This is a genomic window from Micromonospora sp. NPDC049559 (assembly GCF_040676675.1).
Classification (GTDB): domain Bacteria; phylum Actinomycetota; class Actinomycetes; order Mycobacteriales; family Micromonosporaceae; genus JBFAPK01.
Genome location: NZ_JBFAPK010000036.1, coordinates 15,037 through 37,004 on the forward strand (window position 1 = coordinate 15,037; position 21,968 = coordinate 37,004).

The following is a 21,968-nucleotide window of genomic DNA, read 5'->3' on the forward strand; positions in this document are numbered from 1 at the left end:
GTGATCACACAGACCGGATCGACGGTCCCGCGCCGGCAACTCGGGCGGCACCTGCGCCGGTTGCGCAAGCAGGCCCGGATCACGGTCAAGGCCGCCTCCGAGGCGCTGCGGTGGTCACCCCCGAAGATCTGGCGGATCGAGCGCGGCACCACCTCGACCAGCGCGCCGGACGTCGCCGCGATGTGCCGCGTCTACGGCGCGTCGCCGCAGCTCACCGCGATGCTGGTCGGATTCGCCAAGGAAACCCGCAAGGACGGCTGGTGGCACGCGTACGGCGAAGCCATGCGCGACTGGTTCGAGGCATACGTGAGCCTCGAATCCGCGGCGACCCGACTACGGAAGTACGAACCCCAACTCGTGCCGGGGCTACTGCAAACCGAGGCGTATGCCACCGAGATATTCCGGTTGAGTAGGCCCGGCCGACCACAGGCGGAGCGGGACTCGGCTGTCGCACTGCGACTCGCTCGACAGAAGGCCATCTTCGACCGGGAGGTCTCTCGCCAAACGCAGCTCGACATCGTGTTGGACGAGTCCGTGCTACGCCGGCCCTTCCTCGACGGCGCGGGGATGGCAGCACAGCTATGGCACATGAACATGATCAGTCGGCGGTCGCACGTGACGCTACGGGTGCTTCCCTTCAGCGCCGGGCTGTATCGGGCCGAACTGGCCAACGGCGGCTTCACGATCTTGGAGTTCGGTACCGAGTCGTTCGAACAGCCGGCCGAGCCGACGATCGTCTACAGCGAAGGACTGACCGGGGCCCTCTATCTGGAGAAGCCGGCAGAGGTAGCCCGATACGACGAAGCCTGGGTCAGCATGCACGGCGCGTGCCTGAGCGAGGCACAATCGCGAGAGCTAATCGCATCTCTCGCGAAGGAGCATGCCCCGTGACTTCCGATCTGGCCGGCGCAGCTTGGCACAAGTCGACCCGCAGCGGTGACGGCGACTGCGTCGAGGTGGCCGATAAGGTGCCCGGGCTCGTCGCCGTACGCGACAGCAAGGACCCGACCGGCGCGGCGCTGGCCTTCTCCCCCACGGCCTGGACCGCCTTCGTGGGCGGCCTCAAGGCCGGCCGCCTCTCCCGCTGAGGCGCGCTCACGCGGCCAGGTGCTGGACGATCTGGATCGGGTTGCCGTCGGGGTCGGCGGTCCACGCGATCAGCAGCCGGTCGAGCCACACGTGCGGGGCGGCCAGGGCGGGCGCCCCGTCGGCGACCAGCTCGGCGTACGCGGCGGCGGTGTCGTCCGTCCAGAGGATCACGGCGACGCGCTGACCCTCGGCGACGGGGTCCAGCCCGTGGTCGTCACGGGTGGAGGCGACCGAGGCGACGCCGAGCCGGTAGCCGTCCAGCACCAGATCCACGTGGATCGGCTCACCGTCGGTCGGCACCCGGAAGACCTCGGTGAAGCCGAGCCGCTGGTAGAACGCGACGGCCCGGGGAAGGTCGTCGCTGAAGAGAACCACCTGCGGGGTACGGAGGACCGACATGGCCCGACCCTACCGTTGGCCCCGCCAAACACTGATCATCACGTCCAGACAGGAGCGGTGACGGGGCGGCGGTCCCGAGGGCGCCTTTCGCCCCGTCACGATGGGCCGTCGACCCGCGGTGGCTCCAGTTCACCCCGGTGGTGTCGGATGCGAACGGCGTCGGTGATCGCGACCCCGAGCATGACGACCAGTACGGCGACGGTGGCCACGATCGGCGGCCGGTGGATCGCCGGCAGGATCAGGGCGACCAGGACCAGCGCCCCGGTCGGCCGGTTCCAGGACACTTTCGCGAAGACGATGTATTCGAAGCCCGCGCGGCCCGCCAGGAAGAGCGCGGGCCCGCCGAGGAAGGCGATGGCGTGGGCCGGCGGCGTCGGTCCGAGCGGCTGGGCGATGACCAGGTCGATGCCCCCGGCCATGCCGACGATGCCCGCCACCATGACGAGGTGGGCGTATACCGGTCCGATACCGAGGCGGGCCGGGGTCCGGGCCACCCTGAACGCTGCGGAGAGAACCTCGCCGGCGCGGTAGATGTAGGTGCGCCAGATAAGTGCGGTCACGGCGACCGACATGACGAATGCCGCGACCCGGGCGGGTGTGAAGCCGTGGGAGTCGAGTGCCAGCCCACCGGCCATGGTCAGCACGCCCAGGGCGACGATGAAGAACTGCCGGTACCGTTCGGCGAGGTGCTCGGCCGAGGTCGGCGACTGCCAGGGGCCGACATGACCGGCCCACGGCAGCGGAATGTTCACCGCGAACACCGCGTACTCGACGGCTATCGCGAACGTCCAGAGCGCGGTACGAGCGGAGCCGTGCGTGAACGCCCCCGCGATCCACGGCCCGCTGGACACGAGGCCCGACCACAACGCCCGCACCACGGCACCCTGCAACTCATGGCCACGCATGAAGAACAGCAGGACGAGATACCGGCCGGGCTGGATCGCGACGTAGACGCCCGCGAAGATCAGTCCGTATTTGCCGAATGCCTGGGGAAGCGCGGTGGCCAGCACGAGGCTGGCGAGCAGGGTCGTCACCACCATCAGTTGCATCGGCAGCCACTGCGGGTCCAGTCGATTGGTGATCCAGGTGGTGACCAGCCATACGCGCCACAGGGCGAGCAACAGGATGAGGGTGTGGAAGGCGCCGCTCCAATCCAGGTGCTGGACCAGGCCGCGCGAGACCTGGAGGAGCGCGAAAACGAACGCCAGGTCGAAGAACAGCTCCAGAAAGGTTGCCCGCTCCGGAGTATCCGGGCTACGCAGCGGCGCTCTCTTCGCCATCATCGACTTGCCTTCTCTGGCCGCCTCGTCTCGGTCTTGACGTAGTCGTACCATGCCGCGGACCCGCCGGCCGCCCAGTTCGGCCCGGTGAGGTACGCAGCAGCTCTGGCGCAACAGCAACTGCACCGGCTCCCCGTGGGTGCTGCCCAACGGGTACGCCAAGGAGGACATGGGGGCGGCCTACTGGTCCGTCGGCGGATATCCGTAAGCCGCGCAGGCCAGGGCCGGTGCCCGAGCGGCCCCGCCCGCCCTGGGCGGTGGCCGCCCGGGCCACGGGCGAACCGGTGAACGGCCGGCGGACCCGGCCGCGACCTCGACCCTCCCCCGTGGCGGGCCGGGGTCGGGCCGGCCAGGTCCGCCGGTACGCCGGTCAGGTCCGCCCGTACGGGTCGGATCGCCACGATGCGGCGGCGGCCCTGCCCGACCCACATCCCCGGTACCGGCGGGCGGCGCTCAGTCCCGTCGCGCGCCGCCGTGCGCCGCGGGTGAGCGCGGCATCTGGGCGATCACGTCGTCCCACAACTCCTCGGGCAGGTTGTGGCCCATCCCCGGGTAGAGCACGAAGCGCGCCCCCGGGATCTGCGCGGCCAGGTCGCGCCCGGCGCGCGGGTCGAACAGCGGGTCGTCGGCGCCCGAGACGACCACCGTCGGCGCGGTGATCCCGGACAGCTTCGGCAGCTTCACGGCCCGGCCGGCGGCGAGGTGCCGCTGGGTGGTACGCGGGTCGCGCGGGGCGCGGGCCTGGCTGACGGTCGCGGCCTCGCGCGCCCACTCCTCCGGGAAGGGGAAGCCGGGCGAGCTGATCGCGCGGTAGATCGCCACCAGGTTGTCGATCTCCTGCTCCGGGGTGGTGGGCTTCGGCAGCTTGCGGAACTCGCGGAAGATGCCGAAGCGCACGTAGCGCAGCGTGCGCAGCGGCCCCGCCGTGGCCGGGCCGCCCATGCAGAGGGTGAGGCTGCGCACCCGCTCGGGGTGCAGCAGCGCCATGCCCTGGGCGAGCGCCGCCCCGAGCGAGCCGCCCATCACGTGCGCGTCGGTCCAGCCGAGCGCGTCCATGACGGCGAGGCCGTCGCCGATCATGTCCTTCACGGTGTAGAGCGGCCGGGTGCCGCCGAGCAGCGCGCGCCACGGGCCGCCGTCGGCCGGTTCGGGAAAGCGCGTGGACAGCCCCGTGTCGCGGTTGTCGAACCGGGCCACGTGGTAGCCCGCGGCGACGAGCCGCTCGCAGAAGGCGTCGGGCCACCAGACCATCTGGAAGTCCAGCCCCATGATCAGCAGCAGCGGCTCGCCGGTCTCGCCGAACGTCTCGTACGCGATGGTGGCGTCGCCGTTACGGGCGTACTCGATGGCCATGTCGCTCCCCCCAGACGTTTTTTCATGCGACTGCATGATAACCGTACGGAGTCGCACGTGTCAATGCGGTCGCATTGTGTACCGTCGGGGTCGTGCCGAAGCAGGTCGATCACGAGCAGCGCCGACGCCTCCTCGCCGAGGCCGTCTTCACGGTCATCGGCACGCGCGGGTTCGAGGCGGTGAGCCTGCGCGACGTCGCCGAACAGGCGGGCGTGTCGATGGGCACGGTGCAGTACTACTTCCCGACCAAGCAGGAGATGCTGCTCTTCGCCCTCGCCCACATGCGCGAACGGGTGCTGGCCCGGCTCCAGGCCGCCGTCGCCGCGCTGCCCGACCCCACCCGCCGCGACCTGGTCCGCGCCGCCACCGCGGTGATGCTCCCGGTCGACGCCCCCGGTCGCGAGGAGGCGTGCGTGAACATCGCCTTCTTCTCCGCCGCGACCGTCACACCGGCCTACGCCGAGCAGCTGCGCGACGGGTACGGGCGCATCCTCACGGTGTCGGTCGCCAACTTCCGGGAGGCGGCCCGACGGGGCGAGCTGCGCGACGGGGTCGATCCCGACCGCGAGGCGCCCGCGCTGTACTTCCTCACCCAGGGCCTGGTCGGGCCGGTTCTCATCGGCCTGTACCGCCCGGAGGAGGCCCTGGCGCTCGTCGACGCCCAGCTCGACCGGGTGTTCCGCTAGGCCGGGTCGCGTTTCGCTAGGCCGGGTCGCGTTTCGCTAGGCCGGGTCGCGTTTCGTCAGAGCGTGCCTCGCGCCCGGCGGTTCACGCCACGAGCAGCCGGAGGCCGAGTTCTGCCGCGTCGAGCGCGACGAGCCCGCGGTTGCGCTCGGCCCAGCGGCCGGAGGAGAGATCGTCGTGGAGCGCGTCCACCGCCCGCCGTTCGGCCTCCGGCCCGACCCTGGTCCACACCGACACCGCCCGGCGCACATGCTCGTCCAGGTACGCCTCGGGCCGGCGCCAGTACGCCTCGAAGAAGCCGTCGACGCAGTCCCACGGGACGAGCACCGGCTCCGCGCGGCCCCCGATCGCACCCGCGAGATCGGCCAACGAAGGCCACCCGACGAGAAGGTCGGCGAATTCAGGCAGGTAGTCGCGGGTGAGCCAGAACCGCTGACGCCAACCGGTGCCATCGGCGTCGTACGTCAACACCACCACGCGGCGGGCCACCCGCCGCATCTCCCGCAGCCCGGCGATCGGGTCCGGCCAGTGGTGGACCGTGCTGACCGCCATCGCGGCGTCGAAGGACTGGTCCTCGAACGGCAGGCTCTCCGCCGCGGCCGCCACGCACGGCGCCGCGCCCGCGGGACGCTGCGCCCGCATGACCGCCGAGGGTTCCACCGCCGTGACGTCCCGGTCGGGGGGCTCGTACGAGCCGGTACCGGCCCCGACGTTCAGCACCGTCCGGGCGTCCCCGAGCGCGTCCCAGATGCGCGCGGCGATCCGCGGCTCCGTACGTCGCGTCGCCGGGTAGGCGGACCCGATGGTGTCGTACAGCCGCGCACCGAACATCTCCAGCTGCTCCTCCGGCGTCGTCCTGATCCCCATTGCCCGCGCCTCCAGTTCCCTGTCGATGGCCGTCACCATGGCGGCGGCGCGATCCCGCTGTTCCAGCAACAGGCCGCGCAGCCGGCGCAGGTGCGCGACCGCGTCGGTGGTCGGGTCGTCCACCAGATCCGCGATCTCGCGCAGTCCGAAACCCAACCGCCGGTAGGCGAGCACCTCCCGCAGGCGTTCCACATCCCCGGCGGAGTAGGCCCGGTGTCCGGCAGCGGTCCGCGTGGACGGCCGCAGGAGGCCGATCTCGTCGTAGTGGTGCAGCGTGCGGACGGTCACGTCGGTCAGCTCGGCCACCCGTCCCACGGTCAGGTGCTCCTCCACGACACCGACTATCTGGCATGACGCCACGTGAGGAGCAAGCCCTTCGGATCGGTTTCCGGGCGTCGGCGCGGGATGGGTTTTCCGCTCGTCGGTATGCCCGCGAGCACGTCCGCGGGCGTTCCGCCGATCGTGGCGGGAGCGTGCGCCCGGGGCCGGTCGGTGGTGGCAGCACGGGTTGCGGCGGTCGGCGATCATTGATCGGTGCTGAACCCCGTCGCGCCGCCCGTGGAACCGGGCACGTTCTCGTTGGCCACCCCGCCGCTCTTCGCCGCGCTGGCTTCGGCCCGCAGCGTCCTGATCGCCGGTGCGGGCGGCGGGTTCGACGTGTACGCGGGCCTGCCGCTGGCCCTGGCGCTGTGGCACGGCGGCGTGCGGGTACACCTGGCGAACCTGTCCTTCTCGGAACTCGAACTGATGGACCGTGACTCGTGGGTGGCGGAGCACGTCGCCGCCGTCACGCCGGACTCGGACACCCCGGACTGGTACTGCCCCGAGCACACGCTCGCCCGGTGGCTGGCGGCCCACGACCTGCCGTCGACGGTGTACGCCTTTCCCCCGCTCGGCGTCCAGACGCTGCGCGACGCCTACCGGTACCTGACGGAACGCCTGGACATCGACGCGGTGGTGCTGGTCGACGGTGGTACCGACATCCTGCTGCGCGGCGACGAGAGCGCCCTCGGCACGCCGGTGGAGGACATCACCAGCCTCGCCGCCGTGGCGGCCCTCGACATCCCGGTGAAGCTGGTCACCTGTCTCGGTTTCGGTATCGACGCCTACGACGGCGTCAACCACGTCCAGGTGCTGGAGAACATCGCCGCGCTCGACCGCGTCGGCGGCTACCTCGGCGCGTTGTCCATCCCCGGCGCGAGCCGGGAAGCGATGCTGTACCGCGACGCCGTCGCCGACGCCCAGGCCGCGATCCCGGCGCGGCCGAGCATCGTCAACGGCCAGATCGCCGCCGCCATCAGCGGCGCGTTCGGGGACGTCCAGTTCACCCGGCGTACCAATGGCAGCTCGTTGTTCGTCAACCCGCTGATGGCGATGTACTTCACCGTCGACCTCGACAAGCTCGCCGCCCGATGCCTGTACCTCGACCGGATCGAGCACACCGTCGGCCGGCGTCAGGTGATCGGGCGCATCGAGGCGTTCCGGAACGAGATCTCCCCCCGGATCCCCCGCGCGTTCCCCCACTGAACGCCCGCACCGCCGCGCGGCGCCAGATCCTGCGGGCATCCGGCGACCAACGCGGAAATGTACCTTCGGCGGACCGCCTCCCTCCGGCGGGCGTGGCAACATCTGCCCGCGTGATCCTCAGTCCTAGCAGGGGTGAGACCTGTGACCACTGCCTCGCGGTCACGGTGTCGATTCAGGACGCCGAGCCGTGGTGCCCGCACTGTGAGTGGAACCTCGACCGCTACGAGCCGGCCCGCCGCCCGCCCGAGTTCGGCTGGCGGTGGATCGACCGGCGCACGCACCGGCTCGCGTACCGGCTGACCCGGGATCAGTTCGACGCGTTGGTGGCGGACGGCATCGACCGGCGCGGACCCGCCCTCGCGCGGGTCGTGACGATCGGGGCCTCGCTGCTGCTGCTCGTGGGTGTGGTACTGGTCGCCGCGTTCGGCGTGTGGCTGGTGGTCCACGACTTCCCATCGCTGACCATCCCGTTCGGCCTGGCCGCGCTCGGGCTGGCGGTCGTGCTACGGCCACGGTTCGGCCGGCTCGACGAGTCGGCGTACGTGCTCGACCGGGACCAGACGCCGTCACTGTTCGACCTGGTCGACGAGGTGGCGCGGGCGATCGGCGCGCCCGCGCCAGATGTTGTGGCCGTCAACGACGACTTCAACGCGTACGCGACCTCGATCGGGCTGCGCCGGGCCCGGGTGCTCTGCATCGGACTCCCCCTGTGGGGAGCCCTTCCGGCGCAGGAGCGGGTCGCGCTCCTCGGGCACGAGCTGGCCCACTTCGTGAACGGCGACGTACGGCGGCTGCTGCTCACCCAGCCGGCCTTCACCATGCTGGGGACGGCCGCCGACCTGGTCCGACCGGTCTCGACGTTTGCTCTGCCGCAGTCGGCCCTGATGGGCTGGGCCGGGGAGCTGCTGGCGGAGATCGTCCAGCGGGTCCTGGCACGGTTGCTCTTCACCGTCCACGTGGTGCTCGTCGCTGTCGGGCTACGCGACGCGCAGCGCGCCGAGTACCTGGCCGACGAGTTGGCCGCCGAGGCGGCGGGCTCGGCGGCGGCCGTGAACCTGCTGGACACCCTCCTGATCGGCGAGACCATGGAAATGGTGGTGCGCCGCGATGCCCGTGCCGGACACGGGCCCGACCAGTGGCGCAGGTCGTCGGAGCAGGCGCGGACCTCGGCCGGCCCGATCCTGCCGGCGCTACGTCAACTGTCCCTCCGTGACCAGGCATCGCTCTTCGCCACGCATCCCCCGCCGGGCCTACGCGCCCGCATGATCCAGGAACGGACCGCGCAGGGCCCCGCCGTGGCACTCGACCAGGCGCGTCTCGAACGAATCGACAGCGAACTGGCCAGGCACTACGACCGGACCGTACGGAACATAAGCTGGGGCGGTTGAGTTGGGTCGCCGGCATCGCGCGGAGCGCGGCGGGGACGTGTCGGATCCGAGGGAGGCACAGCCACCCCGGTTCCGGGGCACCCCGCCGGAGCAACCGTTGCCCGGAGGTTCCGTCAGCGAGGCCGCGCTGGTCGGGAACACCGTACGAAAATCCCCGCCGCGCGATCCGGACACGGTCTACCGCGACGTGGGTGGCCAGCGACTGCCCGTGGCCTTCATCGACTGGGACATGGCCGCACCGGGCGAGCGAATCCACGACGTCGCACACGTCTGCTGGCAGTACGTCGGCCTGGGCCCCGCTGTCCGGGACGCCGTGGCGGCGGCGAGGCTCGTACGGCTCGTCGCCGACGCCTACCGCCTGGCGGACCGGTCCGCCCTGGTCGACACGATCCTGTGGTGGCAGGACCGGTGCTGGCGCGGCATCGAGGCCGCAGCCCGGGCCGGCGAACCCGCGCTGATCCGGCTGCACGAGCTCGGTACGGTGCAGGCCGTACGCGCGGCGTACGACTGGACCCACGACCACCGCGACCTGCTGCGCCGGGTGGTCACGTTGACGTAGCGAAACGTCCGTCCCTCTGGCCCGCACCTCGAAATCGGAGGGGTGTGGCCCCTCGGCAGCCAGTTCGCATCGGCCTCGGGCGGTACTCATCTCGGCGCCTCAGGATGTCGCTCGGCTTCCGATCCGGCTACGCTCAAGGTTCGCGGTCGGTCGGCCACGGGCCTCAAGCCGTTGGCCGATGGCTCGGGCTCCGGCTCGTCCGGCCAGTACATCGTGCCCATAGTGCTGCCCGTCAAGGCAGTGTCGGCAGAACGTCACCAGGCCATAGTTGACCAGGCGATAGTTGACGGGGGTCGGTGCCGGTCGGTACCCATCATGACTCACACCTGCCGGAGACGTCCGTGACGAGACCGCTGCCGGGCTCATCCCGGGATCCGCACGAGCCGGACGTCCACGTCGCGCCCGTCAAGCGCGAGGGCCAGCCCGCTCATCAGGTGGTCGCGCTGCAGCAGACGGTCGGCAACAGGGCTACGGCGGCCTTTCTTCTCGGGCAGACAACGGCGCACGGTCCGGTGGCTCAGCGGGCAGTCACGGTACAACGGTCCTGGCTCGGTGATCGGATCGCGTGGGTTCGGACCGCGATAGGCAGCGGCAACTGGCAGACCTCCGATCCGCCGGGCGCGTACTACGTGCTCAACGGGTTGTCCATGGATGACATGGTGCGACTGCTGCGCGCCCTGACCGCTGCCGAGCGCAAGACGCTCGCGGACAACCTCGAGGAGCATGGCGGGGGCTCGGACCGCCCACGGATACATCTCGCGATCACCAATGCGTCGGCTCCGCCGGCCGATGCCGCGTTCCGGGAGCGGTCCGAGAACCTGCTGTGGGCAATCCGCAGCGGCAACTTCAGTACTCCGCCGAACGCGGCCTTCCAGATCCTCGTCGCGGTGCCGGCGTCGCAGCGGTCCCGGGTGGTGTCGTCACTGAATCGTGATGCCCTCGACGCGCTGATCGACCATCGCGACGAAGCGGGTTCCGTGCCGGGCGCGGCCGCCGCGCTCATGGAAATTGATCGGCAGCGCGGCAAGCAGGGCCCCAGCAAACCCGAGCAACACCTGATCGACCTGGTCGAGGGTCGCGCGTGGAGCGAGTTCTTCCGCCAGTTCAACGGCATGCAAGAGTTCGATCAGTTACGGTTCCTCCGCGGGAACCAAGGCGTGATACCGCCCATACGCGACAACGTGCAGAAAGCGAACGGCATCGGCGATCCGGCCCGCATTCAGTACCTACTACAGCGAGCAACGACGCCCACCTCCCAGGACCTGTACGTCGATGCCATGGTGCACGCCTACTCCTGGCAGCCGAAGTACCTGGTCGAACATCCGATGGATCTTTCGCGCATCATCCGCTTCGGATCGCTGGTCGACATCGAAATCGACATAAACACGATTTCGGACGACGAGAGCGGCGAGGACGACGCCGAACGCCAGTACCGTGAGGCGAAGCCCGGCCCGGGCGGCCTGCTCTGGCCCGAGATCCGCAACCGCAGCACCTTGCCGGTGCTGTGGCAGGTCAAGCAGATGGTACGGCGGGAACAGGAAACGATCCTCGGCGACGAGGTGCTGACGCAGGGCATCTTCGTCGTGCAGTATCTACTTAACGTGGTATTCCCCATCGCCCAGTCCTCCGCCATCCGGTCGCTGTCAGCCCTGCGGAGCGCGCGCGTCACGGGCCGCTGGATGAGGGGCAGCCAGATGCTGAAACCCCCGACCGGGCCCGCAGCGCCCAGCGGTCGGGGGGTGTGGGACTTGCCAGCGCCGGCCCGTGGACGTGCCGTAGAGGGTCTCCTGAAGGCGCAACTGCCGGGAGAGAAGTTCTACGGCAACTTCCCGAACCTGGACCGGGCGGTATACAGCGCCGGCGGCGCGGAAGCCGATGCGATCGAGGTCGGGCAACTGAAAAGCTACGATGCCGTGAAGGGGTACAAAAAGCCCGGCGCCTTTTACAACAGCCTCATGAAGAACGCGGGCGAGCTCGGCGGGATGGGCGAGAGTCAGTGGAGCGGCGGCGGCAAGTCCGTCACGATCGGGAAGAACACCGTTCGCGTGCTCGACGTCGCACTGCCCGCCGACGAGGCTCTCCCCGCCGCCAACCAGACCCAACTCGATGCCGCCATCACCGGCGCGAAGAGCATCGGCGTGGAGATTCGCGTACATCGGATCAAATAGCGGCACCCGTGCCGGTCGGTTCGACGAACCTAGCCAACACCAGTGCCTTGAACACCTCGTCCCGTTCGGCAGCGGCGGAGCAGTTCCAGGTCCGCGTCCGCGTGCACAGACCCGAGATGCTCGACATCCCGCGAACCCCGCCGCCGGGAAGGCACGATCTGCACCGCTGGCGCTCCAGACGCCGCCCTCACCGTCCGCACGTACGCCATGACCGACACGACAAGCACCCGCTGAATCTGGTGCTGATGTTACGCACCGGCCCGGCGGAGGCGTTCGGGTGCCTGCGCCCGCAGCGCATCGCCGCCCGCCGGGGTGTCACCGTACAGTGCCAGTTCCCGGGCGTTGTACGCGGCCATCCACAAGCTGGCCGCCCAGGCGACCTCCTGCTCCACGGCCGTGAACGAGCGCCCTCGAATGGCAGGTGGCAGCGTACTCGGCTGGGGTTCGGTAGCCCAACGCCGAGTGACGGTGCCGCGTCTTGTACTCGTGTCTGAAGCCACCGATCACGGCCCGCGCTTCGAGTACGTTGGTCCAGGCGTTTCGGTTCAGGCACTCGCGGTTTCCCGCGTCGAGCTGTTCCAGTCCCCCGAAACCGACTGACGGAAAGGCATGGCGGCATGCGCAAGCTGGTCTACGGCATGAACCTGTCCCTGGACGGCTACGTCGCCGCGCCGGGCGACGACCTCGGCTGGAGTGCGCCGAGCGACGAGCTGTTTCAGTGGTGGCTCGACCAGGAGCGGGCGATCGGTCTGTTCCTGTACGGGCGCAGGCTGTGGGAGAACATGAGTTCCTACTGGCCGAACGGCGACCAGCAGCCAGGGGCCACCCCGGCGCAGGTCGAGTTCGCGCGGAACTGGCGGGATACGCCGAAGGTGGTGTTCTCTTCGACGGTCGACAAGGTTGACTGGAACACCCGTGTGGTCACCGGCGACGCGGTCGCGGAGATCACCCGGCTCAGGGCCGAGGACGGCGAGCCGATGAGGGTTGGTGGCGCGGGGCTCGCTGGCGCGGCGATGCGGGCCGGGCTGATCGACGAGTACGAGATCGTGACCCATCCGGTGCTGGTGGGCGGCGGCACACCGTTCTTCACCGCAGTGGACAGCTGGGTGAACCTGAACCTGGTGGAGACGCGGACGTTTCCCGGCGGCGTGGTGCTGACCAGGTACGAGACGAGGCGGTGAGCGCGATTCCGCTGCTGGCTGTCGGAGGGAGCGGCAGCGTGCCCCCGAGAAAGGTCGAGCTGGGTCCGGAGCCGCGGCGACACGGGTGGGTGCCCAGTACCTGAGGTCGGCGACCACAAGCAGCGCAGATCCGCGACCGCATCCGACGTCCCCGGGGTTCTACTCGGTGAACTCGGTCACGGGCAACGCCTTGTCCAGCCGGCCGGCGGCCAGGTCGTCGTGGCGGATCACGAAACTCCCGTAATAGAACTCGTCGGCCAGGGGAAAGCGGGCGAGCGACATCCACTCACTCGTCAGCCGGTGCTTTTCCTTCTCCACATGGGAATACCACTTCGCCACGGGGATGACGATCTCGCCGGCCTTTTCGCGCCCCGCGAGGGTCTGCTCCGCAATGCTCGTGATCACCTCGTCGTTGAGATACCCGCCGATGTAGGCGCTGGCGAGCCATTCGTCAGGCGGCCAGACATCGTGGGCCAGAGCGCGGAGTTCGTCCAGGTGTGGCATGTCACGGGCCAGATCACGGGCCAACTGCTGCTGGAAGGGCGACAGGTCGTCCTCGTCCCCGTCATCCTCGTCGAGCGGCGCGAACCACTGGGGCAGTTCCGCGAAGAGCGTGGCGCTGACGTCGTACTGCTCGCCGACGAACTCCGAGTGCGGGGGTTCCACGACCTCGGTATCGGTGCCGGCCGGTACGTACAGGACTCGCGCTCCCTGCTCCCCGGCGGCACCGGCCAGGTGGTCGTGCTCGTGGCGCAGGAAGAACAGCAGCGAGCCGTCCGCCGGTAGGCCGAAGCCGTCGACCCTCGGCAGAGCCGCGCAGTCGACGGAGAAGACGAACGGCAACGGACCGAGCTGATCGGACGGCCAGTCCTCGTTCACCGGCAGCCGGGGCGCCCCACCGAACTGTCCGACCGGAGCGCCTCCGGGCCCTCCGCTCAGCCGGATCGACAACCGGAGGTGCTGGACGAACCTGTCAATCTCGTCGTCCGGGACGCCCAGGGCGAGCGCCGCGGGACGAAACCGCCCCTGATGATCCATCGCTCAGCATGATGCCATGAACGCGGCGACGTGAGGGCGCGTCCATGGAAGCCGGTGGGCTGGCCCTGGCCGGTTCGCGGCGTTGGACGGTCTGGCTATGCCGTGACGACAACCCCACCGATGCCCGTACGGCCGGCCCGGGTGCCTACGAGTTCGACCGTCACGCCAGCGCGGACGCGTTCCCCGAAGACGTCGACGATGGCGTCCGTGACCCCGGAGACCAGGCGGGCGACGATCTCGTCGGCGTCGGGTCGGCTGAACGCGGCTTCCTTGATGCCGAACGTGACGCTGGGTGAGGGCGCCTCTGCCGGCACGCCGCCGATGCCCCATCGGTTGGACGGCAGGCCGATCAGCTGCACGACCGCGATGCTCCGGGCCCATTCCCCGTAGACCGCGACGACCGCGTCGGTCAGCTTCGCGATCAGCGCGGTCTCGCGTCCGGCCAGGTCGTTCTCCAGTACGTGGACGCTGAGGTGGGGCATACGATCCTCCGGGAACAGGGTTGATGGCAAATTAGCTTTGAGAGCAAAGGTATTTGGAGGGTGGGTGGATGTCAACGCCCAACACCACGGACGACACGGTCAGGGAGCTGCTCCTGGTGATGCCGAGGCTGGTCGGCAGGATCAAACGCCTGCCGTTGCCGGAGGAGTTGCGGTCGCTCGACCTGGCACCGAGGCACCTGTCGATGCTGTCCCTGCTCCTGCTCGACGGCCCCCTGACCGTCTCTGAGCTGGCCGGGATGCTCGGTGTGGCACCGACCACCGTGAGCCTGATCGTGAGCGACCTGAGCCGCAAGGGTGTCCTGGTGCGGCGCGAGGACGACGCCGACCGCCGCCGACGCATCGTCGACATCAGCCCGGAGAGCCGCCCCGCCATCGCCCAATGGCTCTCTCCGGGTGCCCACGCGTGGCGACACGCCCTCGACCCGCTGAGCCCAGCTCAACAACGGAGCTTCGTCGACACCCTGCTCAGGTACGAGGCAGCGGTCTCCGCCGCGAGACAGGCGACACCGGAGCACGGTTAGCGGCCATAGCTGGAGCGGGCGGTCGAACCCGGGCGGGAGAACAAGACTGTTTCCCCGAGGGCCACGCGGCTAGCGTCCGGAGTGTGAACGGTGAAGTGATCATCCTGACCGGCCCGCCGGCCGCGGGGAAGACAACGGTGGCTGAGCTGCTCGCTGTCGACGCGAGCGTCCCGACAGTCCACCTAGCGACCGACTGGTTCTACCGCTCGATCCGCACCGGATTCGTTCTTCCGTTCCTGCCCGAGGCACAGCGGCAGAACGAGGTGGTCGTCGAAGCGATCGTCGGAAGCGTCGCGACGTTCGCGCGCGGCGGCTACGACGTCGTGGTCGATGGAATCGTCGGACCGTGGTTCCTACCACCGTTTCGGGCGGTCTCGGCACACGACAACCTGGTGATGTCCTACGTCGTCCTCAGACCCGACCTGGACACGACGCTGTCGCGCGCGAAACAGCGCGTCGGCCACGAACTGAAGGACGTCGACGCAATCACCGGCCTGCACGCCGCATTCGGACACCTCGGAAATCTCGAGCACCACGCGATCGACACCGGGGACCTCGACGCGCAACGGACGGCAGCTGAAGTTCGGCGCGTCCTCGCCTCAGGCGAATACCGGCTCAGGTGAGTTCGGCGAGTCGCGGTCCGCGCGGCAACCGGCCCGGATGCCGTCCGCGCCGTCGCCACCGGACTGGACTCGCTGGATGTCGAGGCACTGCGCTCCCGGTACGACCCGGATGCGATGGCGACGGCCAAGACCTACCCCCTCGGCTGGGCCAACTACGGCGCCGCGCTCGACAACCTCGTCGCGCACTTCGTCGAGCTGCGCCGGTTCTATCGGACCGCGGCCGACAACGGCCGGGCGGCGCTCCTCGCCATCACCTGACGCACGTGAGCGGGTCCGGCGAGGACGTAACCCACACCTGGCCTTGCTGCGGCCTCCCCCGGCGAACATCGCCCGGCGCCAACCAGCCCACGCCCGGCGGCGGGTACGGTGCCGGTGCCACCGGCGCCAGGAGGCCCGCTCCCGCGCCTGTTACCGATGCGCCGGGGGCTCAGGCGAAGTCGGGATGGTCGAGGTCGACCGTCACCGCGTTGCCCAGGTTGTTCGTGAACGTGGCCGTAGAGCCGCGCACCTCCGCCTTTTCGAACGGGTTGGAGTCGGTCAGCGTCACAATCCACATCAGGTTTCGGTCCTTGTCCAACCGGGCGAAGAAGCCTTCGGAACCGTGGGCTCCATCACCGCCGCAGACGTAACCCGAGCCGTCTGGTACGGGCACGTCTGCGCCGCGGAGGATGTCGATCTGAGTTACGTTGTCGGGGTCCTCGCCCAGCATGGCGTCAAGAGCGAGCGGCGGTCCGAGTTCGAACCCGTCCAACCGTGCGCCGCCACTCAGTTCGACGGCGCGCGCGGAGCCGTCCGCCCGGTAGAGGCCGTCCCGCCCCGGCGCGAGGCCCTCGGCCCACAGTTGAACGATCCTGCTAGGCATCTCTTGCCCGCCCTTGTATTCCGCTTGGCAGCTCGCATCCGGCCGACCGCAGGTTATCGCGGGCTGCCGTCTCGTGGACGTACCCCGGCTGGCATGCTCGTGGCGTGGGAGTGCTCTACGACTACTTCGTTGCTTCCTCGGACGACGAGGCGGCCGCCACGATCGACCTGCCGGGCGGTCCGGGCGGACCGTTGCCGCCGTTGCCGATGCCGCCGCGTGAGATCGTCGCCAGGTACGGGCAGGAGGGTCTACGTCGGTTCCTCAGGCCGGTGGCCCGCAGGTCCGCGAGCGGGGCCCCGGCCATCTTCTCGGCGAGTTCGCCGTCTTGGCCCGAGAAGCCCGTACGCGGGAAGCCCACCTCTACTGCTGGGTCTGCGTCTGATCCGTCCGCGCCGTCCGCGCGTGATCGGGAGCCCCGGCGGTTGGCCAGGGAGCAACTGTCCGAGGTGCCGCAGACCAGCCCGCATCGCCGGAGGTGCCTACCTGTCCCGATCGCCCGGTTCCACCACCACCGCGCGAGCTACAGCAGAGAGCGCGGCGATGCCGTCGCTGAGGGCTCGTCGGCCCTCGGCGGTGATGCGGGCCCACGACGGCAGTTCGTCGGAATCCTCCGGTGGACCGGCGGTGATCAGGTCTTCGTGGGCCATTCTGGCGAGCTTGCGAACGGCGGTCGCTACCCTTCTGCCCGCGATCAGTCGCAGTTCGTCGGCGTCGGCTCGACCGTCACGGGCGAGCACGGCGAGCAGCCGCAGTTCGATGTCGTCCAGCAGGCGGGTGACCACGTCGACGAACAGCCGGGTGTTGTGGCGCGGCTCGACCGCGACGACCGCCGCGGAGCTGTCGGCCAGGTTCAGCACGAACACGTCGCGGTTGCCGCCGAGGATTGCCGGCAGGTCGTCCGTGTCGCCTCGGCGTCCGATTGACACCGACATGTTGTCCGCATCGCGGGTGTAGGAGCCGAACGGGCTGAGCAGGGAAATGCCTTGCCGGCGCAGCACGATCCCCCGGACGAACCCCAGCCGTAGAGTCCCGGTCAGCTCGACCGCACCCCGATCGCCACGCCAGAGCGACAGCTCGGTCGGTGACACCGCCACCGTCACCCGATCGCGCGGGGCGAACGTACCGAACGATGTACAGGCCAGGCATTCGCACGAGCCTGGTTCGGACCCTCTCCGCCTCGGGTGCAGGACGTACGAGGTGTGGATGGGAAGAGCCGCCAGGGGCAGCCCGACCGCCTGCGGCACGTGCACCGCCGCGGCCGTCAGCGTCGACAGGCGCCGGCGGCCGCCGATGTCGATCAGCCACAGCAGTGCCAGCGCCACGAGGACGACCACGGTGACGACGGCCGCCCAGGCCGGCATCAGCGCCGACGCGCAGACCAGGAGCAACACGGCGGTCGCGGCCGCGCCGAGCGCGCCGATGACCGGCGGTCCGGGACGCAGGGAGAGCTTCACTCCTCGCGCTGCCAGGTAGGTACCGACGGCGACGCCCACGAAAAGGCCCGAAGCGAGATATTCCATGACGCCCCCATCCCAACGCCGTCATGGTATTCGTGCGCACCCGTGCGGTGACTCGGGCGGCCGACCTATCCGTTCGTCCACGACCATGACGCCGCTCGAGCATGGGCCAGCTACGGACTGTGATCACCTCGGCCGGCAGTACCCATTGACAGCGGTGGCTGAGCGCCTGGATGGGCGTCTGCGCCACTTCGTTGGCCGAGCCAACCGACCCGGGGCAATACCCGGGACCGGCACCACCACAATGTCGGGCACGTGGCTCCACGACCGAGCCAGATCATGATTGCGACGGGCGGACCATGAACAGCTCCGACACGACGACCCTGTGGCGGCCCACCGGGCAGGCCGAACTCGACCTCGTTGCGGCATCGGGGTGGCTGGCCTGGCCACCACGCCTGCCGGAGCAGCCGATTTTCTACCCCGTGCTCAATCGCTGGTACGCCACGAAGATAGCCCGGGAGTGGAACGTTCCCGCGGAGGGCATCGGCTACGTGACGCGGTTCGACGTCCAACGTTCGTACCTGGACCGTTACGAGGTTCACCAGGCCGGCGGCCGCGACGTACTGGAGTACTGGATTCCCGCGGAAGAACTCGACGACCTCAACGACCACATTGTCGGCGCGATCGTCGAGGAAGCCTGTTATCGCGGGCCGGTGACCGACCAGGAGTTCACCGAGGCCGACCGGGCTTTGGGGCGAGAGCTGCCTGCCGCATGGCGAAGCTACCTCCAGAGCGAGTCGTGGTTTCAGCGGGGCTGGATGACGAGCGGCGCCTACGTCCAGCTGAATTCGCCGCGCGAGATGCTCGAGCTGCATGACGCATGGGACGAAGGCACCGACGCGCACCCCGGCGTCGCGATCATCGGCGGCGACGGCTCCCGTGAACAGCTCGTGCTCGACCTGCGCAGCGACCCCGCACCCGTGCTGTTGGCGGACGTCTCAAGCGACGGATGGAACAGCGCGATCCGGCAGGCCGACGACGTCAGCCAGCTCATCGGCCGCATCGAGGCGGGCACCTTCGAGTTCGACTTTGGAGAAGAGCGAGGGTGGTGATCAAGCTTGCCCGCGCGAGAGGATCACGCGATGTGGGTGAGCCGTCGGGGCGAAGCAACGGGAGAACCGACATCCGAGCAGGTGGAGCAGTGGCACCGGCGGATGTCCCCGCCGGAGAACGAGATCCCGGCCAGCGTCGGGCTGGCGGTCCTACTCGGCCGAACGGACGACGTGGCGGTCGGCATCACCCAGGTCGAGGCGTTCTCGACGGGTTTTCGGTTCGCGTTGGCCGTCCGGGTGCGCCAGCCACGACCGGAACTCGCCCGCGCCCCGGTCGCCGTCTGGATCGCATGATGATGCCAGCCGCCCTCACCCTGGCCCACCCACGCCGCCGCAGCCAGAGAAGCAGGAGACGGGTCGTCTCGGCCGTCCTGGTCGGAACACCTCCGCACCTCAAGGAAGATCGATATTGACGGCCGCGATGCAGGCCCGCAGTACCGTTTCGAGCAGATCACGGCTGATCTGTTCGTACTCCTGCCGTACTCCGCCATCAGCGAACCCGAGGTCGTTCCACGACCCCATGCCCCCGAACACCCAGGCCGCCAGCGCCCTGTCGGCCAGGCGGGGACCATCAGCATCGGGCCACGACACCGGAAACAGGTCCCGAGGGCGCCCAGCGCGCGGAGTCGCGTCCCGCGCCGGTTGCCGGCGAGCCTCGGCGAACACCCGCGCCCACGTTGGTAACTGCTGCCGGACGGCGAACTCGGTGGCCTTCTCCAGCGCTTGGTCCAACTCGTGGCTGGCCGTGCCCATGCCGACCCGCGCCGGGACGACCGGCCGAGGCTGGGAGACGTAGTTGGCGATCAAAATCTGGGCGCCGTCGGCCACCCGCGCGCCAGCACTCCACTGCGACTTCCACAGGCGACTGCCAGCCGAGCCGGTGCCCAACAGCCCGATCGGTACGCCGCCCACGAACCCCGCGCTCGCCGGCGCGGGCAGCCCGCCGGGCCAGTCGGCGGCCCCGAGGTCCGCAACGGCGAACCACAGCCGGTCTACCCCGTCGTCGGCCAAACGATCAACCCACGCCTCTACGCCCACCACCGAGTCGAACGCAACCAGATCCGCGAATTGTGGAAGGCCGAGCAGACCATCCGCCCGGGAGAGGCCGCCGCGCGATTGCGCGAGCCCCATCGTGACGTGCGTCGCGATGGCTAGGCACTGGGCCAGTTCACCGTTCATGGACGCGCAGCATAACCAAAACGAGCGCGCCGGCTGGCGCTCGAGCCTGTGCGATGGGGTCGAACGCACCGGACGCGTCGGCCCGGCCGAGAAGCGCTCGCCGTCCGGCCCAGTAGACGGTACCGGCCATGCCGCCCCACGGGCACGCGGGGCGACTCGACCCGGCGGCTCAGAGCGCCGAGCGCGGTTTCGGCGTCACCAGGCCGGTCTCGTACGCGGTGATCACCAGCTGCGCCCGGTCCCGCGCGCCGAGCTTGCTGAGCAGGCGCCCGACGTGGGTCTTCACGGTGCCGAGCGTCACGTGCAGCTCCTGCGCGATCTCCGCGTTGGACCGTCCGCGGGCGATCAGGCCCAGCACCTCGCGCTCCCGCCCGGTGATGGCCTCCAGCCCGGCCCGCGCGCCGGCCCGACCGGCGAACGTGGCGATCAGCCGCCGGGTGACCCGCGGTGCCAACAGCTCCTCCCCCGAGGCGACCACCCGGATGCCGGCCAGCAGCTCGGCGGCCGTCACGTCCTTGACCAGGAACCCGCTGGCGCCCGCCCGCAGGGCGGCGTAGACGTACTCGTTCAGGTCGAAGGTGGTGAGGATGAGCACCCGTACGGAGCCGGTCTCCGGCCCCGCGCAGATCTGTCGGGTCGCCTCGATGCCGTCCAGCTCCGGCATCCGTACGTCCATCAGCACCACGTCGGGCCGCCGCCGCCGGGCCAGCCGTACCGCCTCGGCGCCGGTGCCGGCCTCCCCCACCGCGGCGAAGCCCGGCGACACCTCCAGCAGGGCCCGGAAGCTCTCCCGCATGAGCGCGTGGTCGTCGGCGAGCAGCACCCGGATGTCCGGCACGGACGGGTCGGACGGCCGGTCCGGGGTGGACGGGTCGGCGGTCACGCCGCCTCCTCCGCCGTCGCGTACGGGATCTCGGCGACCACCCGGAAGCCGCCCTCCGGCCGCGGCCCGGCGCTGAGGGTGCCCCCGTACGTCGACACCCGCTCGCGCATGCCGATGAGGCCGCGCCCGGCGGGTCGCCGGCCGGACGGCCGGTGCGCGCGACCGTCGTCCAGGACCTCGATGCGCACCCGGGCGTCCCGGACCCGCACCGTCACCCGGCAGTGGCCGGCCCGCGCGTGCCGCACCACGTTGGTGAGCGACTCCTGGACGATCCGGAAGACGGTGAGGTCGACCGCCTGCGGCAGGTCGTCGGCGCCGTCCAGGCTCAGCTCCACCCGCAGCCCGGCGGAGCGCAGCCGGTCGGCGAGGTCGGGCAGGTCGGCGGTGCCGGGCGCCGGACCGAGTTCGGCGGCCGGGTCGGTCTCCGCGCGCAGCACGTCGAGCAGCCGCCGGATCTCGGTGAGCGCGGCTCGGCTGGTCCGCTCGATGGTCACCAGGGCGGCCCGGGTCTCCGCCGGCCGCTGCTCGGCGATGTGGTTGGCCACGGTGGCCTTCACCGCGATCAGGCTCATGCTGTGCCCGACGATGTCGTGCAGTTCCCGGGCGATCCGCAGCCGCTCGGCCGCGACCGCGTCGCGCGCGAGTTGGCGGGCGAGGTCGGCCTGGACCGCCCGGCGCCAGCGGACCACCCGGCCGATCGCCCAGGCGGCGGCCACCGCCACCGCCGCCATGCCCAGCTCCACCTGCCACCACAGCGGCGCCTCGCTGGCCGGCGCGTCGACCGGATCGATGCCCAACCGCTGGTAGAGCCACGGAATGGTGGCCGCCGGCGCGGCCAGGCCGCTGGCGAGGGCGACCGCCGCGCCGACGGGGCCCGACGCGGTGGCCGCCGTGTAGCCCGCCAGCGTGACCGGCAGGTAGGTCACCCAGATGACCCCGGGCCCCACGACGCCGAACGCGGTGGCCACCGCGGCGGCCACCGTCACGCCGGCGAAGACCGGCAACGGCCACCGCCGGCGGACCGCCACCGGCAGACCCACCGCCGCGGCCGCCAGCCACGCCACCCACGCCGGCCCGGCGAAGGGCGGACCCGGCGGTTCGAGCGTGGCGTGGGCCGCGAGAGACACCAGTACGGTGGCGGTCACACCGTCCACCACGGTGCCGCGTACGTCGAATCCGAACCGCCTGGAACGCACGCGCCCACGCTATATCGACGGGCACGGGTACGCGTCTGACCGTGGTATGACGCGCTCTTCCTGCCCCGGTCAGACGCGCGGGAGCACCCGCCCCCGGCA

Annotated in this window: 23 protein-coding genes and 2 pseudogenes; 13 read left to right on the forward strand and 12 right to left on the reverse strand. The window is 70.3% G+C overall.

Translation table 11 applies throughout. The features are described from left to right. Both AB0J86_RS30115 and AB0J86_RS30120 read left to right on the forward strand, forming a co-directional pair. Complete coding sequence (locus tag AB0J86_RS30115; protein WP_363861026.1) at positions 1–891, forward strand: helix-turn-helix transcriptional regulator; 891 nt, start codon at positions 1–3, stop codon at positions 889–891. Further along, the gene (locus tag AB0J86_RS30120) at positions 888–1,088 is read left to right on the forward strand and encodes a DUF397 domain-containing protein (RefSeq protein WP_363861027.1); all 201 of its coding nucleotides are present in this window, start codon (positions 888–890) and stop codon (positions 1,086–1,088) included. The genes AB0J86_RS30115 and AB0J86_RS30120 overlap by 4 nt, the downstream gene beginning before the upstream one ends. A 7-nt stretch (positions 1,089–1,095) precedes the next feature. Here AB0J86_RS30120 and AB0J86_RS30125 read toward each other — a convergent pair whose 3' ends face one another. The 3 genes from AB0J86_RS30125 to AB0J86_RS30135 form a co-directional block, all read right to left on the reverse strand. Then, complete coding sequence (locus AB0J86_RS30125) at positions 1,096–1,488, reverse strand: VOC family protein (RefSeq protein ID WP_363861028.1); 393 nt, start codon at positions 1,486–1,488, stop codon at positions 1,096–1,098. 95 nt (positions 1,489–1,583) lie between these two features. After that, complete coding sequence (locus tag AB0J86_RS30130) at positions 1,584–2,894, reverse strand: low temperature requirement protein A (RefSeq protein ID WP_363861029.1); 1,311 nt, start codon at positions 2,892–2,894, stop codon at positions 1,584–1,586. A 327-nt stretch (positions 2,895–3,221) separates the two neighbouring features. After that, positions 3,222–4,121 carry an alpha/beta hydrolase gene (locus AB0J86_RS30135; protein WP_363861030.1) on the reverse strand — a complete coding sequence of 300 codons (900 nt, stop codon included), beginning with the start codon at positions 4,119–4,121 and terminating at the stop codon, positions 3,222–3,224. Positions 4,122–4,213: 92 nt separating this feature from the next. Between AB0J86_RS30135 and AB0J86_RS30140 the strand changes: the two genes are divergently transcribed. Beyond that, the gene (locus AB0J86_RS30140; RefSeq protein WP_363861031.1) at positions 4,214–4,807 is read left to right on the forward strand and encodes a TetR/AcrR family transcriptional regulator; all 594 of its coding nucleotides are present in this window, start codon (positions 4,214–4,216) and stop codon (positions 4,805–4,807) included. 82 nt (positions 4,808–4,889) lie between these two features. Here the strand turns inward: AB0J86_RS30140 and AB0J86_RS30145 are convergent, their stop codons facing one another. Continuing rightward, entirely contained in the window at positions 4,890–6,005 is a 1,116-nt protein-coding gene (locus tag AB0J86_RS30145; protein ID WP_363861032.1) for a MerR family transcriptional regulator, read from the reverse strand. Positions 6,006–6,206: 201 nt separating this feature from the next. Between AB0J86_RS30145 and AB0J86_RS30150 the strand changes: the two genes are divergently transcribed. The 4 genes from AB0J86_RS30150 to AB0J86_RS30165 all read left to right on the forward strand — a co-directional run bounded on the left by AB0J86_RS30150 (position 6,207) and on the right by AB0J86_RS30165 (position 11,314). Beyond that, positions 6,207–7,199: a DUF1152 domain-containing protein gene (locus AB0J86_RS30150; RefSeq protein ID WP_363861033.1), complete on the forward strand. Its 993-nt coding sequence runs from the start codon at positions 6,207–6,209 to the stop codon at positions 7,197–7,199. A gap of 110 nt (positions 7,200–7,309) precedes the next feature. Next, positions 7,310–8,587, forward strand: a complete 1,278-nt coding sequence (locus tag AB0J86_RS30155; protein WP_363861034.1) for a M48 family metalloprotease — start codon at positions 7,310–7,312, stop codon at positions 8,585–8,587. A 97-nt stretch (positions 8,588–8,684) separates the two neighbouring features. Next, positions 8,685–9,146 carry a hypothetical protein gene (locus tag AB0J86_RS30160; protein ID WP_363861035.1) on the forward strand — a complete coding sequence of 154 codons (462 nt, stop codon included), beginning with the start codon at positions 8,685–8,687 and terminating at the stop codon, positions 9,144–9,146. Between the two features lie 341 nt (positions 9,147–9,487). Continuing rightward, on the forward strand, positions 9,488–11,314 hold the full coding sequence (locus AB0J86_RS30165; protein WP_363861036.1) for a hypothetical protein: 1,827 nt from the start codon (positions 9,488–9,490) through the stop codon (positions 11,312–11,314). Between the two features lie 315 nt (positions 11,315–11,629). Here the strand turns inward: AB0J86_RS30165 and AB0J86_RS30170 are convergent, their stop codons facing one another. Continuing rightward, entirely contained in the window at positions 11,630–11,896 is a 267-nt protein-coding gene (locus tag AB0J86_RS30170) for an integrase core domain-containing protein (RefSeq protein WP_363861096.1), read from the reverse strand. A gap of 35 nt (positions 11,897–11,931) precedes the next feature. Between AB0J86_RS30170 and AB0J86_RS30175 the strand changes: the two genes are divergently transcribed. Continuing rightward, positions 11,932–12,495, forward strand: a complete 564-nt coding sequence (locus AB0J86_RS30175; RefSeq protein ID WP_363861037.1) for a dihydrofolate reductase family protein — start codon at positions 11,932–11,934, stop codon at positions 12,493–12,495. A gap of 159 nt (positions 12,496–12,654) precedes the next feature. Here the strand turns inward: AB0J86_RS30175 and AB0J86_RS30180 are convergent, their stop codons facing one another. Beyond that, entirely contained in the window at positions 12,655–13,533 is an 879-nt protein-coding gene (locus tag AB0J86_RS30180; RefSeq protein WP_363861038.1) for a DUF1963 domain-containing protein, read from the reverse strand. A 95-nt stretch (positions 13,534–13,628) separates the two neighbouring features. Beyond that, positions 13,629–14,015 carry a hypothetical protein gene (locus tag AB0J86_RS30185; RefSeq protein ID WP_363861039.1) on the reverse strand — a complete coding sequence of 129 codons (387 nt, stop codon included), beginning with the start codon at positions 14,013–14,015 and terminating at the stop codon, positions 13,629–13,631. A gap of 68 nt (positions 14,016–14,083) precedes the next feature. Between AB0J86_RS30185 and AB0J86_RS30190 the strand changes: the two genes are divergently transcribed. From AB0J86_RS30190 to AB0J86_RS30200, 3 genes and pseudogenes are all read left to right on the forward strand, one after another. Next, entirely contained in the window at positions 14,084–14,557 is a 474-nt protein-coding gene (locus AB0J86_RS30190; RefSeq protein ID WP_363861040.1) for a MarR family winged helix-turn-helix transcriptional regulator, read from the forward strand. Positions 14,558–14,640: 83 nt separating this feature from the next. Beyond that, positions 14,641–15,180 carry an AAA family ATPase gene (locus AB0J86_RS30195; protein ID WP_363861041.1) on the forward strand — a complete coding sequence of 180 codons (540 nt, stop codon included), beginning with the start codon at positions 14,641–14,643 and terminating at the stop codon, positions 15,178–15,180. 39 nt (positions 15,181–15,219) lie between these two features. Further along, positions 15,220–15,438 (forward strand): annotated as a pseudogene (locus tag AB0J86_RS30200) (DUF1877 family protein); the annotation flags it as partial. A 169-nt stretch (positions 15,439–15,607) separates the two neighbouring features. Here the strand turns inward: AB0J86_RS30200 and AB0J86_RS30205 are convergent. Both AB0J86_RS30205 and AB0J86_RS30210 read right to left on the reverse strand, forming a co-directional pair. Beyond that, complete coding sequence (locus AB0J86_RS30205) at positions 15,608–16,042, reverse strand: hypothetical protein (RefSeq protein ID WP_363861042.1); 435 nt, start codon at positions 16,040–16,042, stop codon at positions 15,608–15,610. 479 nt (positions 16,043–16,521) lie between these two features. Further along, positions 16,522–17,562 (reverse strand): hypothetical protein, encoded by a 1,041-nt coding sequence (locus AB0J86_RS30210; RefSeq protein WP_363861043.1) that lies wholly within the window; start codon positions 17,560–17,562, stop codon positions 16,522–16,524. A gap of 296 nt (positions 17,563–17,858) precedes the next feature. Here AB0J86_RS30210 and AB0J86_RS30215 point away from each other — a divergent pair. Together AB0J86_RS30215 and AB0J86_RS30220 are read left to right on the forward strand one after the other, a co-directional pair. Then, positions 17,859–18,185, forward strand: a pseudogene (locus AB0J86_RS30215) (ADP-ribosylation/crystallin J1); the annotation flags it as partial. A 456-nt stretch (positions 18,186–18,641) separates the two neighbouring features. Further along, the gene (locus AB0J86_RS30220) at positions 18,642–18,905 is read left to right on the forward strand and encodes a hypothetical protein (protein ID WP_363861044.1); all 264 of its coding nucleotides are present in this window, start codon (positions 18,642–18,644) and stop codon (positions 18,903–18,905) included. A gap of 99 nt (positions 18,906–19,004) precedes the next feature. Here AB0J86_RS30220 and AB0J86_RS30225 read toward each other — a convergent pair whose 3' ends face one another. The 3 genes from AB0J86_RS30225 to AB0J86_RS30235 all read right to left on the reverse strand — a co-directional run bounded on the left by AB0J86_RS30225 (position 19,005) and on the right by AB0J86_RS30235 (position 21,869). Beyond that, on the reverse strand, positions 19,005–19,790 hold the full coding sequence (locus AB0J86_RS30225; protein WP_363861045.1) for a hypothetical protein: 786 nt from the start codon (positions 19,788–19,790) through the stop codon (positions 19,005–19,007). A gap of 169 nt (positions 19,791–19,959) precedes the next feature. Beyond that, positions 19,960–20,673: a response regulator transcription factor gene (locus AB0J86_RS30230; protein WP_363861046.1), complete on the reverse strand. Its 714-nt coding sequence runs from the start codon at positions 20,671–20,673 to the stop codon at positions 19,960–19,962. Next, positions 20,670–21,869, reverse strand: a complete 1,200-nt coding sequence (locus AB0J86_RS30235) for a sensor histidine kinase (protein WP_363861047.1) — start codon at positions 21,867–21,869, stop codon at positions 20,670–20,672. Before AB0J86_RS30235 ends, AB0J86_RS30230 begins: the two co-directional genes overlap by 4 nt. Between the last annotated feature and the right edge of the window lie 99 nt (positions 21,870–21,968).